Source organism: Telluria sp. RB2R28 (assembly GCF_059685835.1).
The window spans coordinates 237,651-252,044 of record NZ_JCASIK010000004.1 but is presented as its reverse complement, the minus strand read 5'-3'; the positions used below and the strand labels follow the sequence as shown (position 1 = coordinate 252,044).

Annotated in this window: 10 protein-coding genes and 3 pseudogenes; 10 read left to right on the top strand and 3 right to left on the bottom strand. The window is 57.3% G+C overall.

Going from position 1 to position 14,394, the window contains the following annotated elements:
- Nucleotides 1-5: 5 nt before the first annotated feature.
- Complete coding sequence (locus AC56LV_RS16855) at nucleotides 6-920, top strand: hypothetical protein (protein WP_499559274.1); 915 nt, start codon at nucleotides 6-8, stop codon at nucleotides 918-920.
- Nucleotides 889-1,629, top strand: a complete 741-nt coding sequence (locus AC56LV_RS16850) for a hypothetical protein (RefSeq protein WP_499559698.1) — start codon at nucleotides 889-891, stop codon at nucleotides 1,627-1,629. The genes AC56LV_RS16855 and AC56LV_RS16850 overlap by 32 nt, the downstream gene beginning before the upstream one ends.
- A 33-nt stretch (nucleotides 1,630-1,662) precedes the next feature.
- Here AC56LV_RS16850 and AC56LV_RS16845 read toward each other — a convergent pair.
- Nucleotides 1,663-1,884 (bottom strand): annotated as a pseudogene (locus AC56LV_RS16845) (transposase); the annotation flags it as partial.
- A 623-nt stretch (nucleotides 1,885-2,507) separates the two neighbouring features.
- On the opposite strand from AC56LV_RS16845, the gene AC56LV_RS16840 reads away from it, so the two are divergent.
- Both AC56LV_RS16840 and AC56LV_RS16835 read left to right on the top strand, forming a co-directional pair.
- Nucleotides 2,508-2,738, top strand: a complete 231-nt coding sequence (locus tag AC56LV_RS16840) for a hypothetical protein (RefSeq protein WP_499559272.1) — start codon at nucleotides 2,508-2,510, stop codon at nucleotides 2,736-2,738.
- A gap of 468 nt (nucleotides 2,739-3,206) precedes the next feature.
- Nucleotides 3,207-3,593 (top strand): hypothetical protein, encoded by a 387-nt coding sequence (locus AC56LV_RS16835; RefSeq protein ID WP_499559270.1) that lies wholly within the window; start codon nucleotides 3,207-3,209, stop codon nucleotides 3,591-3,593.
- Between the two features lie 676 nt (nucleotides 3,594-4,269).
- On the opposite strand, the gene AC56LV_RS16830 is transcribed toward AC56LV_RS16835, so the two are convergent.
- Nucleotides 4,270-4,482, bottom strand: a complete 213-nt coding sequence (locus tag AC56LV_RS16830; RefSeq protein ID WP_499559268.1) for a hypothetical protein — start codon at nucleotides 4,480-4,482, stop codon at nucleotides 4,270-4,272.
- A gap of 1,012 nt (nucleotides 4,483-5,494) precedes the next feature.
- Here AC56LV_RS16830 and AC56LV_RS16825 point away from each other — a divergent pair.
- From AC56LV_RS16825 to AC56LV_RS16810, 4 genes and pseudogenes are all read left to right on the top strand, one after another.
- Complete coding sequence (locus AC56LV_RS16825) at nucleotides 5,495-7,339, top strand: SUMF1/EgtB/PvdO family nonheme iron enzyme (protein ID WP_499559266.1); 1,845 nt, start codon at nucleotides 5,495-5,497, stop codon at nucleotides 7,337-7,339.
- 67 nt (nucleotides 7,340-7,406) lie between these two features.
- Complete coding sequence (locus tag AC56LV_RS16820; RefSeq protein WP_499559264.1) at nucleotides 7,407-8,651, top strand: NYN domain-containing protein; 1,245 nt, start codon at nucleotides 7,407-7,409, stop codon at nucleotides 8,649-8,651.
- Nucleotides 8,652-8,841: 190 nt separating this feature from the next.
- Nucleotides 8,842-8,979: pseudogene (locus tag AC56LV_RS16815) on the top strand (recombinase family protein); the annotation flags it as partial.
- Between the two features lie 551 nt (nucleotides 8,980-9,530).
- Nucleotides 9,531-10,058 (top strand): hypothetical protein, encoded by a 528-nt coding sequence (locus AC56LV_RS16810; RefSeq protein WP_499559262.1) that lies wholly within the window; start codon nucleotides 9,531-9,533, stop codon nucleotides 10,056-10,058.
- A 488-nt stretch (nucleotides 10,059-10,546) separates the two neighbouring features.
- Here the strand turns inward: AC56LV_RS16810 and AC56LV_RS16805 are convergent, their stop codons facing one another.
- Nucleotides 10,547-11,368 (bottom strand): S1 family serine peptidase, encoded by an 822-nt coding sequence (locus tag AC56LV_RS16805; RefSeq protein WP_499559260.1) that lies wholly within the window; start codon nucleotides 11,366-11,368, stop codon nucleotides 10,547-10,549.
- Nucleotides 11,369-11,587: 219 nt separating this feature from the next.
- Here AC56LV_RS16805 and AC56LV_RS16800 point away from each other — a divergent pair.
- Both AC56LV_RS16800 and AC56LV_RS16795 read left to right on the top strand, forming a co-directional pair.
- Nucleotides 11,588-13,015: pseudogene (locus AC56LV_RS16800) on the top strand (IS1182 family transposase); the annotation flags it as partial.
- A gap of 324 nt (nucleotides 13,016-13,339) precedes the next feature.
- Nucleotides 13,340-14,326 (top strand): hypothetical protein, encoded by a 987-nt coding sequence (locus tag AC56LV_RS16795; protein WP_499559258.1) that lies wholly within the window; start codon nucleotides 13,340-13,342, stop codon nucleotides 14,324-14,326.
- Nucleotides 14,327-14,394 lie beyond the last annotated feature (68 nt).

The window sequence follows — 14,394 nt, the reverse complement described above, 5'->3', positions numbered from 1 at the left end:
ACGCTATGAGCCGCTACCGCAAAATTGAGGTTCGTACCTGGACTGATCAGAAATTTCGTGAGCTTTCGCCGCTGCTGCCGTCTGGCCAGGGATTGTGGTTCTACCTGCTCACAGGACCACACACCGGCCCTGTTCCTGGGCTGTTCCGCGCCGGGCGCGCCGCCATGGCCGAGGAATTAAATTGGTCGCTGGACGACTTCACGGATGCCTTGGACGAACTGACCAGTTGTGGCATGGCCAAGGTGGACTTCGGCGCGCGCCTGATGTGGCTGCCAAACGCGCTCAAGCACAACCTGCCGCAGTCGCCGAACGTGGTGCGCTCATGGGGCGTGGAGCTCGACCTGCTGCCGGAGTGTGCGTTGAAAGTAAAAGCGCTGGCCAGGATGCGCGAGGTGCTGGCCGAGATGGGAGAGCCGTTCGTTGCCGCACTGGACGAGGTGCTGGCGAAAGTTGTGAAGGCTAGCCCGAAGGCTTCGCCCAAGCCTAAGCCGAATCAGGAACAGGATCAGGAACAGGAACAGGAACAAGAACAGCAAGATAGCGCGGGCGACGCGCACGCGAGCGCGATCACCGCCGCCGACTTGTCGAAGATGATGTGCGCTGAAGGCGTGATGGCGCAGCCAGCGCATCTGCTCCTGATTGCGCTGGCCGAGCAAGGCGTAACTCCAGCCACGATCCAGGCTGCGTGCAAGGAAGCACGGCGCACTAAGGGACTGACCGCGCGCATTTCGCCCGACTACGTCATCGCAATCATCAAGCGCTGGAAGGCCAACGGTGAGGACCTGCAAGTGGATGGGGTACTTGCCCCGTCAGCGCGCGCCTCGCCACGGCACGGACGCGAGGCGGGCCGCGCAGCGGCAGCAAAATCAATCGGACTTGGAGCGACCTATGAACCTAAGCACATCATCGACATCAACTGACCACGACGGCATCGATTGGCTGTTTGCCGAACTACACGGCCGATACGGCAACCACTTCCTCGACGCCTACCGCAGCGGCATCACGGTAGAGGGGATCGACACTGGGATCGCGAACATGAAGCGTACCTGGTTCGAGCGCATCCGCGCGAACCGGCTGACCACCGGCCAAGTGCGACGCGGACTGGCCGAGTGCGAGCGCCTGAAATTCGCGCCGACATGGGGCGAATTCCTTGAGTTCTGCCTGCCCGCACTGGACCCAGTCACAGTCTATCAAGAGGCGCTGGCAGGGCTGGAAGCGCGCCGCAGGGGCGAGATGGGACAGTGGTCGCACCCTGCGGTGTACTGGGCCGCGAGAGCGATGCGTGCTGACCTGATGGGGCAAACCTGGGGGTCGGTGCGTGAGCGTTGGGCGGCGAATCTCAAGCGCCACCTGGCGCGCGGGGAATGGGAGGAGATACGGCTACCGCAGAAGGCAATACCGGCTCCAGGTGCCACTATCACCACTCGGGAGGAAGCGGGGGCGCAACTGCGCATGCTGAATGCAGCAGGTCTGCTGCGCCGCTTCGATCAATGTCCGGCCAGTCTGAACTGGACCGAGAAGATACTGGTGCGCAGCGCCGCCGGCGAGCAGGTCGCGCCATATGCGCTGAGCTCGGCGCGTGAAGTGCTCAGGAAAGCCAGTGGGCCTGGACCGATTCGCGGACAGTAGGCGCTTCACCCAAGCAGCAGGCTTTACGTCATGCCCCATGGTCTGGCGCAATTGCGAATTGAAAAGGTACTTGATGCTCAGGCAGAACTGGATCGCCTGGTCGCTAAATATCTCGCTGCGTCCATGCTCGCGCTCCGGCTGTCCATGCCAGCTCATTGTCGAGTCATGCCAGATGAGCAGGGAGCTACGTTCTCTGAGCGCTTTATTATATGTCTTCCAATTCGCGGTGCGGCACTTCTGAGGACCCGGTTTCATACAATCAGGCTACCAGACCCTCGGGTTCTACGCTGGCGATCCCTGATTTACGCAACAAAGCCTAGCCGAGCTTAGGGTTGCATCAGAGATGTAAGGAAGGACCTTGGACGCTGCAGTCGACTTGCTCCGCCGTCTTGCCCTGCTAACGTGAATATATACACGAGCACGCAGATGGCGTGCGACTCCTGCGGCGGACTCCTGGCCGTCGCCACATTTAAAGCGAGGGATATATGCCAGCAAATGAAGTCGAAAATACGCCAGTCATAGGTACCGACTGGGCCGTACGCGAACGTAAGGGCGCACTTTGTGTTCCGCAACGGGTCGAGCTGCGCCTCTCTGCCGCATTCAGCGTCCAGGAAACTGATGTGGCTGAAAGCGATCACCGTCCGTTGAACGCGTTAATGAACCGTAAAGGCAATCCAATGGCCGCGTGGCGGAACCTGTACGGCCGGGTCTACATGGCCGTGGCCCCGAGCGTCGACGTTCAGCTTTCACTGTATTACCTTGACTGCGTCCACCATACGATCACGTTGTCTTGGCTAAGGTCTGTCGGGTTGCGCATTGTGGTGTCTGCGTGCACGGCACGGTTCACTGTTCTACGTGCCGCTGTCGCCGGGTGAATTATGATCCTAGACTATCTCTGCCCCTCGTTGCTGCGATTCCTGCAGTCCCTTCTTGCTCCGACAAACGTGGCGTTGCACCCTGATGAAGTGCTCTCGCTGGTCTACCAGGGAATGAATGTATTTTTCGTTCTCGGAATGCTTATGCCTTACTTCGTTTGGGGCGTTTGGCAGCTGATGAACTACATGCAGTCAGTTGTGCGTAAAGCGCTGGACGTGGACGATAACGACTAAGATTTTCTAACAAAACCTCAAACACGAAGTGACATTCGATAAGTCCTTTATATTTTGGACAGATGGGGGCCACGCTGGCGGACCAGGTTACGCATGTGCTCAACTGCCTGCCGCCGGCTTCTCCCGCACATCACATTTGGTTACGCCACGGAGGTATCGTCCCACGTGTTGCTCAATACGGCATCGAGTCACACGAGCGGCTCGGCCGATGGCGTCTGATCGTTGAACTTACGCTCGGACGGCTTCCCCGATTTCCCAAACTTCGCATTCGTTATGAACACCTTGGACATATCCATCAGGCGTTTCTTGCTATTGCGTGCCCCTTCATCTGTTGGCGGAGTGTAGAGCGGTTTTTTAGACGCTCTGAGGCCCGCCTCTTGGGCACTTACAAGAGCTGGAATAACTTTTCCCTGGCTCTTATCACGACAGCGGAAGCGACCTCGACTTGCGTCGCAAAGATCGGCATTTATGATCGATCTTGTAGTCACCAGACGTTATTCAACAACGCATAAAAGGCACAATCCAATGAAGACCAGGATGATCTCAAATGAAACCATTTTTACCACCAACTGGGCAGAGAAAGACCCACGCTCCGTGATGGCAAGTCTTATTGGCAAAGGTGACGGCCGAGTATTGTGGTGGGAAATCAATCAGCGCATTCACCAGTTGGTCAGCCCCAAAAGAACGCTGGAAGAGATCATGTTTTCCTTTCACTCGCGTCATCACGCAATCACGCTCTTCGTCCTCGATTTCCGACTCGAGGTAAACCAGATAGCGGCAGTTATTCGTTCGGAAGGAGTGGTAGCAGGTATCCGAAATGCAGCCCGCGTTACCGGCAACCGCTCCCATCGCTAACCAGGGGACACAGGAGGCAATCGAAATACGTTCCCGGTACGCTCATCGAATCTTACGCCGCCTAAACAGAAGAGCCTCATGATCATAGGCCCTGAACTTCAGAAAACATTTTGGGGAATGATTCGCTGACCATGCGGCAGCCGCCTGCCACGTACCACGCTCGGTGTAGCGCCTGACAGACAGTTGCAATAGGGGCGATGCAGTCTCCGTGCTCACAGATTTTAGAGAGACACCCTCGGCGATCGCTCTGATCCAGGAGCCCACTCAAACCGGTTCCGACTCGTTCAGGATGGAGAACGCGAAGGACCGCTTTTGGCCGGTTCCTGCCGGTCAGCATACGGCAACTGACCGACCGATAGCGGACATGAATAGCTCAGTGCGCACTGCAGACTGATGTGTCTGCCAGTTCCAAACTTGTAACGCATTTTGCTGTTACATAGCTCCTTAGGCTAGAGCCAACCGCGTGCGGACAATATCCATTATGTGTTTTCCATCTTCCATAACCGGAGACTCGGCAAGAAATACCTGATGCTCCGTTATAACAACCGTCCTCACGACCTCGCCATCGATCCGCTTGTAGGGAGGCGCGATGAGGATGATTGCTCGTGGCAACGGAGAGCCTTGTGCGGCCAATGCCGAGCGCATCGAACCACCCGTAACCAAATAGTAGCCATCCTCAATCATCATCAACACCGCTTGGATTTCCGTTAATGTCGACTCCCCCCATCATCGGCAGCCCGTTCGCTGGATTGACTTCAATGACGGGGTGACTGGCGTCATCATCACCGTCGCCAGTGTTAGTGGCCCCTGCCCGCGGCTGTGAAAAGAAAAAGAGGCGTATGAACGCAAAGACGACTAGCGCCATCACCAGGTACTGAAAGATTTTCATGCAGGGCCGTTTCTCAGGATTAGGGCGATATGCCAATAGCGGGCCTTCTTTTGGAAGGAAGGACGCAAAGCACAGTTAAAGTATATAGCGAAGTTCCAATTGCCATGCCGAGGGCAAAGCCAAAAATTTGTTTCATCAGGTTCCTTTATGACGCGACCTACGCACAACGATCGTCCGGTATTGGCCGAAAGCGGAAGTTCGTCGCGGCCAGCGTAACTCACCAAGAAGCGGTGAACTTCGCTACTTCATGCCCGGTAGTCGCAGTAATTTCCAAAACGTCGAATCTATTTCAGAAATTCATAACACGGTTAAGCCATTTAGGCCAGTCCTCGCAACGGCGGGCAAGATGAACAAGCGCATGCTTGGTGCTGTTTTTGAATTCGAACGCGACCTATTGATCGAGCGCATCAACGCTGTATCGTACGCTCCCTAGCCGAAGGGACGGCTTCGAGTCGTCTGTCAGCGCTACACGGAATGACGCCGACGCGGCTGCGAGGCGCCGGCCGGCGCTGCGCCCGTTCGGAATCCACGACATCATCTAGCTCGCTCAGCGGCTGGACGGAAGCGTCGCGCACCGGCTTGATAACCAGGTGCCAAAGGCTTAACTCGGTATGCCGTTCCACTGCACCTTAAACCCAAACTCCTGGAGGGGGAATTACACCGTAGCACAAAATTGATTATTGGAAACTAACTCCGTGCACACGAACGTATGCGTGTGGATTAGTGCGTCACGGCACAGCAACGTGGCGCCACCAGGTGCGTGCGCAGGGGCGCGACATACGCAGCGCTTTTGTTGACAATCAACAATATCAAGTAGTATGCTTCTTGTGTGTGGCGCTACCACGGCTGATATGACTGTCTTTATTGGCTAAAACAGCGCCAGGGGAAGCGCATGCTTTCTCAGCCGTTCTCCAGATTCGAAGGTCGTCCAGGTTCTTTTGCTCGCCTGCGCAAGACAGTACGGTTCGTCCCGTGCATAAACAGCTTCGGCTGAGGTGGGCTTGGAGATCCGATGCACCAGCCATTGCTGCGTTCCGTGCGAACGCCTTCCCTGTTGATTCAAAAACCTGGTGTCGAACGTACCGACTACTGGGAAATCGTGGCCCAAGGCTTGCATCCCGAGCAGCTGAAAGCAGCAGTTCACGCCTTGCGCAAGGCGCGCCAGAAGGCTGGGGACGTCATTTCGTCCCCTCAATTGAAAATCAAGGACTTGCTCGACGGCCTGGCAGATGCGCTGGGTGGCACGTCGTTCGCGCATTGGATCCACCAGTCGCTGCCCGAACTGGTGCGGTTTCTCGATCGAAACGGCATGGTCCAACCCGCCGACCTTATTACCTGGGAACACCCGCCATTTGGGCAGCCGCTGACGGCGCGCGCCATTGCAGACCGCTTGTTTGCGCCAGGAGTGCCGATGCCAGCCACCTTGTTTACGGGAGTCGGTAGCCAACTGTTCGCTGCGCGGGGATATGGCGCAATTGACCTCCAGGCCGCCGTTGCGCGCTTGACCGGCGAGCGCAACTTCTGTTTTCGCCCGGCTCTGGAGCAAGTGCGCTACGTGCTGGCGATGCCGGACCAGCCTTTGTTTGGAGACGAACCGCTCGACGATGAGATCGATGTCGACTCTGTGTATGCCAGCCTGACGTTGCACCAGTTGCTGCTGCTGACGTACCGCTGGGATATCGATTGCTGCCTCAACCTGCTGGGCGATAATCTCGTCGCACCGGCCCGTGCCGTGCCGGTGTACCAGCTTTACAATACGAGTGCGGACGACGAGGAACGCATGGACTTGCTGTTTCAGCTGTTCCGTAACCGGATCGAGCAATCGACAAGCGGATGGTTGGACGTCCTGCCATTCAACGAGAACCTGGTCTTCTTGCGCGGCCCGTATGGCACGTTCGACTGGGTCGTGCGCAACCAGCGCAGCGCGCCGTTTTCCGGCAACAAGCTGCATCCGATCTTTTTTGCAGACGAGCTGCCAACCGCGTTGCCCGGTGCGCGCGAAATCAAGGCGGGACTGCATTTTGCCAAAGGGGTGTGGCGCGACCGGATCGAGCACGATGCCGAACTGCATTACTATGCGACCGGCGGCACGGTGCCTGCCTATCCCGGCAGCGATCAGTTGCTGGTGCGCTACCTCGCTGCCACCCACGGCCTGGCGCCGCGCAAGGTAAGGTCAGGCGTGCGCCACGTCGATTTCGTCGCCCATGCGCTTGCGGCCGGCAACCTGATGGTCTCCGAACTGATCACGATCGACGAGTTCTGGAATTTTTATGAAGATGGCTGGGCCGACCGCCGTGGTGCGAAAGCAGCGAGGACAGCGCAAGACTGGCCGCCCCTTGACGAGATGAACGGCCGCGACGCGCGAGACCGGCCCGTGTGCGTGACGTGGTACGACGCGGTCGCGTACTGCGCGTGGCTCGAACGGATCACCGGCCTGCCGGTGCGCATGCTGACGACGACCGAATGGCAGGACATTGCACCGGCCCGCGCCGCCGTCACGGCGTTGGGTCCCGCTGCGCAAACCTTTGCCGTCGCAGCCGAGGACCCGGACGGCAATCTGCTGCCGGCACCGACTTATAACGAGCATTACTTCACACGTTTTGCGCCGGATCTGTGCTGGGTGCAGAACAGCGCGGGGCTGCCGTTCCTGTCATCGCTCAGCTTTGGCGAGTGGTTGGGCGATTACCAGGGTGGGGCGCCCGATGCGGTGCGTGCACCGGTAGCCTGCACCGCGTCGGGCATCGCGCTCGGCCGTGGGCCTTTAGAGCGGGAATTGTTTCCGGCCTGGTACGTTGGCCGGAACAACCACTTGAAGGTTGGCTTTCGTGTCTGTTACACCGCCCGCCAGGACAGCTGATGCGCCGTCCCCAACAACAACGAGGACATATCATGCATAGCATTGCTTCGCCGCGCCGGAGCGCACGATGAAGAGCGCGCTCTTCATCGACTTCGACAATATCTATTCAGGCCTGCGACGGCTCGACCCGGCCACGGCGGACCGGTTTGCCAAAAGCCCGATGGACTGGGTCAGCTGGATGGTCAACTCCATGGCGCTGCCGGAACACGTTACCGGCACCAGCAAGCGCCGTATCCTGGTGCGCCGGTGTTATTTGAATCCGCAAATGTACCAGCACTTCCGGCCTTTCTTCAACATGGCCGGCTTTGAAATCACGGATTGCCCGGTCCTGACGAGCGGCGGCAAGACCAGTACCGATATTCACATGGTCCTGGACATCGTCGACCTGCTGCAGCACGAGGCGCACTATGACGAATTCATCGTGCTGTCAGCCGATGCCGACTTCACCCCGGTCCTGCGCAAGCTGCGTCGATGGGACCGGCGCACGACCATCCTGGCCATCGGTTTTCCGTCGGCGGCCTACCGTGCCTCTGCCGACCTGGTGATCGACCAGGATGAGTTCGTGCGCGGCGCGCTCGGCACCATCAAGCTCGCTGACGCAGCGGAACCCGCGCTCGTCGGCGCTGCCCCCCAGCCACCCGTGCCTGCCGCGCCGAACGCGCATGTCAACCTATTCGCCGACCTGGTGCGTCGTGAAGTGGGGCAATCACCGGAACCGGTGGCGTGCGCGCGCCTGGCCACGTCCATCGCACGGCATGCCGGCGCCACGCCGGCCGACTGGTATGGCAGCGGCACGTTCCGCCGTTTCCTGGAAACGCTGGACCTGGCGCCGCTGCAATTCGACTGGAAGGCGGACGGCGGTGTCGTGTACGACCCGCAGCGCCATGCGCGCGGCACAGCAGCACCCGCGGCCACCACCCAGGAATGGACGGCCGACAGCACCATCCTTGCGATGGCACGCCAGCTGCATGAACTGGCGGGCGTACCACTGCTGGCGCCGGCGCGGTACCGGGCGATGTTCCAGATGCTGTCCGCCGACCTGGCCGCGTACGGGTACGACTTTCTGGAAACGGCCAAGCGGGTGCGTAACCGTTGCCGCGATGCGGGCCACCCCATCAGCCGCGCCGATATCGATTTCGTGCTGCGCGGGCTGGCCTTTCGCGGCCACCGCTTCGACGAGCATTCCAGCGCGGCCGGGGAGTTGACTGCAAAATTCGTCAACAATGTGCGGTCCTTGTGTCTGCGCGAGCAAATCGTGCTGGATCCGGCGACCGAGGCGACGATCCGCAACTGGATCGGGGCACCCGACTGACCGGGAATGGGACCCAATGGACGGTGGCCGTCGCCCGCGCATCAACCTTGGAGGAGAATGGTCATGATTGCATTCATCACCGAAGCTACTCCATTGCTGCGAGACGCCTGCGCCGCCGTCAACGTGGGGTTTGAGGTGCAGTGGAACGTAAAACACGGTTAAGCCATTTGGGCCAGTCCCAGAAACGACGGGCAAGATGAACATGTGCATGCTTGGTGCTGTTTTTGAATTCGAACGCGACCTATTGATCGAGCGCACCAACGCCAGTATCGTACGCTCCCTAGCCGAAAGGACGGCTTTGAGTCGTCTGTCAGCGCTGACACGGAATGACGCCTGCGATGCCGCCGACGCGGCTGGGAGGCGCCGCCCGGCGCTGCGCCCGTTCGGAATCCACGACATCATCTAGCTCGCCCAGCGGCTGGACGGAAGTGTCGCGCACCGGCTTGATAACCAGGTGCCAAAGGCTTAACCGGTTTGCCGTTCTTATGAAAAGCGGATGGTTGTAGAAAGCTGCCTTCTAAAACGCCGTACGTAGAGGGGCCACAAGCTAATTTTTCTTTCCATAATATTTCACTTGCGCCGCTCCGGCGGCATCGGCAGCGTCAGCAACTTGGGGGTGACGATTTACGCCCCAGGGCATACGTTCAACCTATCGCTGGCAACGCCAGCACAGAGCTTCACGTCGAACTTTTCTCAACCGTTTCTTGGATGCGCTTTAGTTCGTTTCCTTGGGCATGTTGTGGTATGTAAACTTATGTGATAAAGGCAGCAATAGGTTAAAGCTTTACCTCGTCAAAAATCCGATCTCGCTCTTGCAAGGCAGTCTCGTTAGTCGAACTATGCGCAATAATGTGTTCTTTAGACAATCGGAGAATTGCTGTGCCTGACTACTTCTCGCAACGCTTCATGCAGACCATAACTCTGAAAGCCGGCGACCCAACGTTCTCAATACTGAAGACGCATCTGCTGATTGAGGATTTGCTTCGAACCTTCTTGGAAAAGAAGTCTGCAAACCCAGCAGCGATGAGAAACGCGAAGCTCTCGTTTGCGCAATCTCTGCAGGTAGCCAGGGCATTCTGCAATGAGATTTCGCAGGATGACTGGATCTGGAAAGCAATGGGTGATCTCAACAGGCTTCGAAACGACCTTGCTCATAAGCTTGAGCCAGCAGAGCTGGCGGAGAAGACCGATACGTACGCGACGTTCGTTGTAAGGTCGATCGGAATACCGTTACCCGACCCGTTGACACCTGCGGAACACGAAATACTGCTTGCGAATGCGCCCAGCACCGGGCCACACGACCAAGTCGCTAGGTACTACAAAATCGACATGGCGAACATTGGCTTATACAGCAACGTTCTCGGGGGCCTCGGTTTTGATCGCGAGTACAGCCTTGTGAACGAGTGAAGGAGTTCGTGGGAACAGGAGCTGCTCCGAGACTTGTGCGAATGACTGGTATTGGCCGAATCAAGCCGGTCGACCCAGCTTAGCAGGTTGCCAGGTTGAAAATCCAGCGACTCCTGCGACAGGCAGGAATCGACCCAAAGCAGCCGCTGGAATGCACAAGCGCGAGCTATGCTCGGTACTTGAACCTGCGCTACGGTTGCTCGCATGAACATAGATAGTGCCGAACGGTGTTCAAGGCGAGACCTTGCGTAGCTCTTTCATTCCGAAGTAAGTCTGTGCCATCACCCATCCACCGTTAACACCAACGGCGAAAGCGACGAAGCTCACAAACACAAGAGATATCACAATCAATTTTTTCATTTTTTTGAATTTTTAAAAGTCTGCTTTTGGCCGAATCCGGCCTGTCGGAGCACGATAGCAGCTTGCTGGGCGGAAAAGTCCCCCGGATTGTCACGACCGGCCGGTTCCGACCCAAAGCGGACGGACATCTAGAGTAAGTCTGGCAATCCTGCCAGAACATGTTCAATTTTTGACACGAATACCACTTCGGGGTTGTCGAATAGGGCCCAAACCACGCCGCAAACTTGGGCCATCTTCGGGTCCCAAGGTTTACCCGCCAATTTGCATTTCATGAACTTGGTATCCCATAGGGCACTGCCACTCATCCCAGCTGCGTTTGGAAGAGCAACCTGTACACCATCTTTAGCTCGCGTGGCCGTCGCCGGATAATGAACTGCAACATGTATTGCGGGATCAAAATTTAATGCGGCGATTTTTGCATTTGAATCGATAGCTTGGGAAAGCATAGGGTGGCCTCGAATTACAATATGCTGTCCAAGTGAGGTAATAAGTTTATCTTTCAATCTAGGATCGTTTCGCTCTACTCTGTATCCAGGGAAACCATACCAAAATAACAGCTCCTCGTCGACTGGGGAGTAGCTTTTCGCAATTGCAGAGTTATCTAGGATTCGATCAGGTGGCGGAAGAAAGCGTTCATCTGGATAAATCGGTAAGGCTGCGGCATCAATTTCGGATGAAGTCATAATAGCTTGCCCGAACGCCCCATTATATTCGGCCCCATCCCAAGGAAGATGAGCAAGGCGCCCTCCAACGGGCAATGTGTCGACCACATGCTTTGCGGTAAGAATCCAAGTCATACTTCTCCCCGCTATATACGTACCCGACCCCCAAGCTACCCCAGAACCATGCTCTTCGCTCATACTCAAAGCAGTTGCAAAATTCGCTACATGTTGACCCATTTCAAGGGTAACTTTCGCGCAATCATCCGCCCATTCTTGAGAAGTAATCATTTTGGCTATTCTTTCGATGCTAGAAGGTTAAATGATTGTCGTACAGTGCTAGCAGAATGGCAAGTCTTACGTTGGCATAGTCATACCGCCCCGTTAACTTGACTCTATGTAGGATGCGCAACGTCCGGTTTTGGCCCAGGCTGTGTAAAAACGTAGCGTCGTGTAAACGGACGCCACTCGGTAAACGTTAAGCCAGTATCTCATCAAGACGGATGCTAAATGAAGCGCTTTATCGAAGGAGAGGATCGTGGCCAAGGCACGCTGTTGCCCGAACTCTTGGACGACTACGTGGCCGAAGATAATCCAGTGCGGGTGGTCGATGTATTCGTGGACGAACTTGACCTTGCCCTCCTGGGCTTCACGCGGGTGCAACCAGCAAAGACGGGCCGGCCGGCTTACCATCCCGCCGTTCTTCTCAAGCTTTACATTTATGGCTACCTCAACCGCATCCAATCAAGCCGTCGGCTCGAGCGCGAAGCGCAGCGTAATGTCGAGCTGATGTGGTTGACGCAACGCTTGGCGCCGGACTTCAAGACGATCGCGAACTTCCGCAAAGATAATGGCAAAGCGATCCGCAATGTGTGCCGGCAGTTTGTCGTGCTGTGCCAGCAACTGGACCTGTTCTCGGACGCGGTTGTGGCGATCGACGGCAGCAAGTTCAAGGCAGTCAACAGCAGCGACCGCAACTTTACCCAAGCCAAGCTCAAGCGCCGGATGGAAGAAATCGAGGCCAATATCGGCCGCTATTTGGCGGAACTGGACACGGCTGACAAGCACGAGCCGGCAGTAAAGCAAGCGCGCAGCGCCCGACTGAACGACAAGATCTCAGCGATGAAATTGCAGATGGCCGCGCTTAAAGAAATTGAAGCGAAGCTGAAGGCGACTGGCGAAACGCAGATCTCGCTGACCGATCCAGATGCCCGTTCCATGATGACGCGGGGCTCAGGCATCGTCGGCTACAACGTGCAAACCGCAGTCGACGCCAAGCACCATTTGATCGTCGAACACGAGGTAACCAACATCGGCAACGACCGCGATCAGCTGTCGGGAATGGCAAAGAAGGCTCGCACCGCAATCGGTACAGAGTCGCTGACAGCAATCGCTGATCGCGGCTACTTCATGGGCGAGGAAATTTTGGCGTGCAAGCAAGCCGGCATTGCCGTGCTGGTGCCGGCTACCAAGACATCCAACGCGAAGGCCGACGGCAGATTCGACAAGGCAGACTTCGTCTATGACCGGGAGAAGAACGAGTACCGTTGTCCGGCGGGTCAGGCACTGATCTGGCGTTTTGCCGGGGTTGAAAAAGGCATGACCCTCAACCGCTATTGGAGCTCGAATTGCAAGACTTGCCCGCTCAAAGATAGGTGCACGCCTTGCCAGCAGCGACGCGTGACGCGCTGGGAGCACCAGGACGTGCTTGACGACATGCAGGAGCAGCTTGAACGGAGACCGGATGCCATGCGGATCCGGGGTTGCTCAGTCGAGCATCCATTCGGGACCATCAAGTCCTGGATGGGGGCAACGCACTTCATGACAAAAGGACTGGAACGCGTGAAGACCGAAATGAGCCTGCACGTGCTCGCCTATAACGTCAAACGGTTGATGTCGCTGCTTGGGGTCGCTGGCATGACGGAAGCAATGAGGGCGTATGCCTTTTTATTGGACCTGCAGCGCGTGTTTGGAGCGGGCGCCGTGCTGATCTGGTCAGTATCTCCAAAAACCGGCACTGCTCCCTGAATACTCTAAAGCGCCGCACCATACTCATCGGCGGCTATCGTTCCACCGCGAAGGCCTGCTTCTAAGTTTTTACACAGCCTGGACCGAAAGCGGAATTTCGTCGCTGCTAGTGTAACTCAGCAAGAAGCGGTGGTCTTCGCTACGCCATGTCCGGCAGTGGCAGTAATTTCCGAAACGTCGCATCTATTTCGGAAAGTCACACCCCCCGTCCTGCTCCCACGCGTCACGCCGCACATGTCGATTGCCCCAATGTGGATACCGTCGGCCCTGCTGCTGGGCGGTTCGATGATCAGTTCCGGCCTGTTCTTCGCGGCCACTCTCTGCCATCTCGGCAGCGCACGCAGCACGGACGTGTCATGCGAACAGACGACGATCGCCATGAATTGTCCACCGGGGCAGCTGTGGGCCGCGATCAGCCGTGATTTCCAAAGCGCGTGGGAACGCGCCATTCCGAACCGCGCGTATGCGAACGTGCCACCGGATGTCTCCCGAGGTGAACGCGGTTCATTCAGTGGGCTCATTCTGGAGGAGACGCAGCCGGCCCCAATGAACTCGTCGCAGCTTTCGAGCTGGACTGAAGCAGTCCACGTGCCCTATGCCCGCATGCTTCTGCTCCTTGGCGCCTGGGGAGTAGCGATGACAGCTTGTTGTGGATGGACTGCGGTCCGAACTACTGAACAGTTCGCGAATATGTCAGCCACGGAGATTAGTCGATCCTTCCTGGTTGTCATGGCCCATGGAATGGTGGCGGCACTGAGCTTCCGGATCGGGCACCTGTTGTGGTCGCGAATCGAGTTCAGGTCGCGTCTTGTTTGGATCGAGACCGCGGGCGTCTTCCACACGTCGCGGATCAGCGCCGGCAATAGATTCCGCGGGCACGTTCAGTCGGACTCGACATTAACGCGAGTGGAAGGCGCGACGCTGCGTGTTTGGGTAGCAGATATTGTCTCAGTCGCGTTTGGAAGGGATGGTAAGCGCACTATTATCGCGATGGCGGCCGCAGACAGCGTTGCCAAGTCAATGGGCGACAGGCTGATCGCGTTTGCAGCGAACCAAAGCGCTCTCGCTACCCCGACGACCGATCGAGATCTCGCACGGGCATCTTCTATTGGTCGCCTTGGCGCTGCAGTACAGGTGGCGGCAACTGCTCTCGAAGGGCGGGCCGCGTCATCGCTAAGGAACGGAGTCGATGGCATAGCTGTCCAAGGCTCGCAGCCATAGGCACCCAATGACACTGGTAAGCGCATTTATGCCACTTCGAGAGTGTCAGCCTGCGCACATAGTCATCA